The organism is Methanoculleus sp. UBA413, from assembly GCF_002502935.1.
GTDB lineage: Archaea > Halobacteriota > Methanomicrobia > Methanomicrobiales > Methanoculleaceae > Methanoculleus > Methanoculleus bourgensis.
In genome coordinates, this window is sequence record NZ_DAQR01000119.1 from 1 (window position 1) to 3712 (window position 3712).

The 3712-nt window shown below is 60.1% G+C and carries 3 protein-coding genes and 1 pseudogene; 1 reads left to right on the forward strand and 3 read right to left on the reverse strand.

Annotated elements, in window-relative coordinates:
• A partial coding sequence (locus tag BP858_RS10280; protein ID WP_286879437.1) for an ARMT1-like domain-containing protein occupies positions 1 to 198 on the forward strand: 198 nt, incomplete at its 5' end.
• 1131 nt (positions 199 to 1329) lie between these two features.
• Here the strand turns inward: BP858_RS10280 and BP858_RS10285 are convergent.
• The 3 genes and pseudogenes from BP858_RS10285 to BP858_RS10295 all read right to left on the reverse strand — a co-directional run.
• Positions 1330 to 2544 carry a phosphoglycerate kinase gene (locus tag BP858_RS10285; protein WP_062261182.1) on the reverse strand — a complete coding sequence of 405 codons (1215 nt, stop codon included), beginning with the start codon at positions 2542 to 2544 and terminating at the stop codon, positions 1330 to 1332.
• Positions 2545 to 2565: 21 nt separating this feature from the next.
• Positions 2566 to 3192 (reverse strand): V-type ATP synthase subunit D, encoded by a 627-nt coding sequence (locus BP858_RS10290; RefSeq protein WP_074174748.1) that lies wholly within the window; start codon positions 3190 to 3192, stop codon positions 2566 to 2568.
• Positions 3193 to 3199: 7 nt separating this feature from the next.
• Positions 3200 to 3712, reverse strand: a pseudogene (locus BP858_RS10295) (V-type ATP synthase subunit B); the annotation flags it as partial.

Sequence of the window (3712 nt, forward strand, 5' to 3'; positions counted from 1 at the left end):
GATATCGTCCCGCCGGCCCTTGCCGACGCCCTGGACCGCGCGACGCTCATCATCGCCAAGGGTATGGCCAACTACGAGTCGCTCTCCGATTACCGTGACCTCCCGCCCACTGCCTACATGATGTCGGTCAAATGCGCCCCGATCGGGGCTGATATCGGAATTCCAGTCGGTTCCCGGGTCGCCATTCTCCGCGAGTGATCCCCCAAGACTCCCGACGGGGGGGCGCGATCCCGGAAGATTCCCCACCGCATCCCCCGGATGGGGAAATTACATATAATTTTTTTGGTTAAAATTAACTCTAATTTGACGAGCGATAACGATTAAAGGAATTATATTAAAGCCTCATTTATTATTATGATCGATATATACGCCCCGATAGTTATTGGAAAATAATATATAATCAACATTATAAAAACTTGATCGGGGTAAGACCACACCCAGCGATCATCAATCATTCAATCCCAGTCAGCAATCATCACAACCTACCACCAAACAACTACGCCCACCAGTCAATCATACAAGCATTCGGTCGGGGGCGGTCCGCGGCACGCGGCGCTCCCCACCAGTGTTCAGCGATCAGCGAATTACAACCGGACCATGATATTCCCGGGTGTGGCGCCCCACCTCATTCCGTGAAACCAGACCCCACCTCATTCTTTTCCACCACAAGTTCCGCCTGAGGCCTCGCGAGAGGCTGCATCGGTGAAAACACATTAGTGCCGGGTCAACAATCAAACGTCGGGCAGGGGCGACCTCCCGCATGAGACGTTGGTGCTCTCTGTTACCGCACTGCCTCACGCGAAGGCCGCGAAGATTGGTCTTGGGTACCTGCAACGCCCCTTCGCGTGCTTCGCGACTTCGCGTGAGTTTTCAGCACAGGGGGGATCGAGCCGCTCGCGCTCTCGCGCGAAGACTTGATGAGGCGTTGCAGGGGATTATACCGAACTTCGCGTGCTTCCGCATGAGGTCATCGGCGTTGCATCTCACGCATCAAAATAACGTGACACGATGCACTATTGCGACAATTTGTCGTTGACTTGGCAGTAGTGCATCGAGCCGTCTTCTTTTGCGGGTGTGGGCCGGATCGCCAGTCGCTCGCAGAAGGTCGCGAAGCACGCGAAGGGGAGACGGTTAATGTTCCCCGGACTCTGCACCCTTCGCGCACTTCTGCGTGAAGGCCGCACAAAGCAGCCTTTTCCCCCGGCTCGCTCCCACCCTTGCGCAAACCCCGTTCTGGGCACATTGACGCATCGCACGGCGAGAGCAGAGCAGGGAAAAACAATAGAAATAACTGACCGCACCGGAGATGAGGTGAGGGCGCGGCGCCGCTCACCCGAAGATCTTCCGGGACATCTCCAGCGCCTCGATTGCGGCCATCTTCTTCCCGGTCAGGAACTCGATCGCCGCCCCGCCGCCGGTGGAGATGTGCGTGAACCTATCCTCAAGACCGAGCCGCTCGATGGCCACGCCGGAGTGCCCGCCTCCCGCCACCGAGAACTCAACGGTCGAAGCCGCCTTTAAGAGTTCGTAGGTGCCGACGGCGAACTGCTCCTCCTCAAAGAGCCCGGCCGGCCCGTTCACCACGACCGTCCCGGACTCGCTGATCTCCCGTGAGAGGATCCCGATCGACTCGCTTCCGAGATCCAGGACCTGAGCATCCTCCGGGACGGCGTCAACCCGGTACTCCACCCGCTCCCCATCCTCACGGACGGCGACCGAGTGCGGCAGGGAGATCCGGTCCCGGTAGGTCTCGAGGAGATCGTTCGCCCGACCGATCTCGCCCTGATAGCCCAGGTGCTCGACGAGCTGGGTCGAAGGCTGCCCGATATCGTAGCCGGCCGCAAGCAGGAAGACGTTCCCCACCACACCGACCATGATCACCCGGTCGGCGGTCCCCCGCTCGAGGACATTCTTCGCGACCGCGATCGAGTCATCTACCTTCGTCCCGCCGAGCACAAAGGTGACAGGGCGCGGGGCGCCGGTAAAGACCCGGGAGAGGTTTGCAACCTCCTTCTCCATCAGGAGACCGGCCACCGACGGAAGCGCAAGCGGCAGCCCCACAATCGAGGGCTGAGACCGGTGCGCCGTACCGAAGGCATCGTTGACATAGAAGTCCGCCATCGACGCCAGTCTCCGGACAAGGATGGTCTTCTTCGCCTCCTCAGGCTTGAGGGTCAGGTTCTCCTCGGCGGCAAACCGGAGATTCTCGAGCATCAGGACGTCCCCGCGCTTTGCGCTCCGGACGGCCTCCCGGGCGCACCGCCCGAAGATATCGTCCACGTAGGTCACCGGGCGGCCGAGCAGCCGCTCCAGTTTCGCCGCGTGCGCCTCAAGCGTCGTATAGTCCTTCTTGCCGGGCCTGCTCTGGTGCGTCAGGACGACAAGCCGGGTATCCTCGAGTGCCTGCACCGTCGGCAGGTGCTCGCGGAACCGCTTGTCATCCAGTATCTGGTTTGACGAGGGATCGATGGGCGAGTTGAAGTCCACCCGCAGCATCACCGTTCCCGTCAATTTGCCCACATCAGCAAGCGTACCGATCTCCACCAGGTATCACCTGTACCCTGATCAGGCACTCCGTGCCTTAATCTTTTTCAGGCGGAAGAGTTCTTCACGTTCCATCTCGTCGAGCCGCATCTTGATAAAGTCTCTGGCCTCGGTGAGTTCCGGGATCACCTTGAACTCGAGCGCGTTCACGCGCCGCTTGGTGCTCTCGATCTCATCAAGCAGCCGCTTCATGGTCGTCTCGATCTCGGCCGCCTCGATGATAGCCTCGACCAGGTCCTCAAACGCCTCCGCAGCCTCGTCGATGACGGCAGATGTACCGAGCATCCCGTAGCCGCGGTCGAGCACGCCCTTCCGTACCGAAGAGGCCTCGATCTCAGGGACGACGACGCCCATGATGTTCTTGCTTTTGACGGAGATCCCGGGGATGTCGGCCGTCGAGAAAGCGGCGGCTTTCACCCCGATCGCACCCTCGACAGTCTCCGCGAGGGCGATCATCTCCATCGCATGCGTATAGCGCTCCATCAGTGCGCCGCGGCTGTCTTTCGCCTGCTGCAGCACCTTGAAGAACTCCAGGATCAGCCCATCGCGCTTCATCTTTAAGATGTTGTAGCCGCGCTCCGAGAGTTTGATCCTTCGTTTGAGGGCGATCAACTCGGAACGAGTCGGCTTGATATCTCGCAGCGCCATCGGACTCTTACCCCTGTGCCTTCTTCCGGTACTTCGGGTGATACTTCTGGATCAGTTCGCGGTCGATACGCACGAGCTGCTCCTCCGGCAGCGTCGCAAGGAGTTCCCAGCCGAGATCGAGCGTCTCCTCGATCGACCGGTCCTCATACAGGCCCTGCCTGACGAACCGGTCCTCGAAGAGGTCGGCGAACTCAAGGAACATCCGGTCACGCTCAGAGAGCGCGTCCTTCCCGACGATTGCCACAAGACCCCGGAGATCGTTACCCTCTGCGTATGCCGCGTAGAGCTGGTCCGAGACCTTCTTGTGGTCCTCGCGGGTGTGCCCCTCACCGATACCGAGGTTCATCAGCCGGGAGAGCGACGGCAGCACGTTGATCGGTGCGTAGATACCCTTCCGGTGCAGCTCACGGTTGACCACGATCTGGCCTTCGGTGATGTAGCCGGTCAGGTCCGGGATCGGGTGGGTGATATCGTCACCCGGCATCGTCAGGATCGGGATCTGGGTCACCGAGCCCTTGAC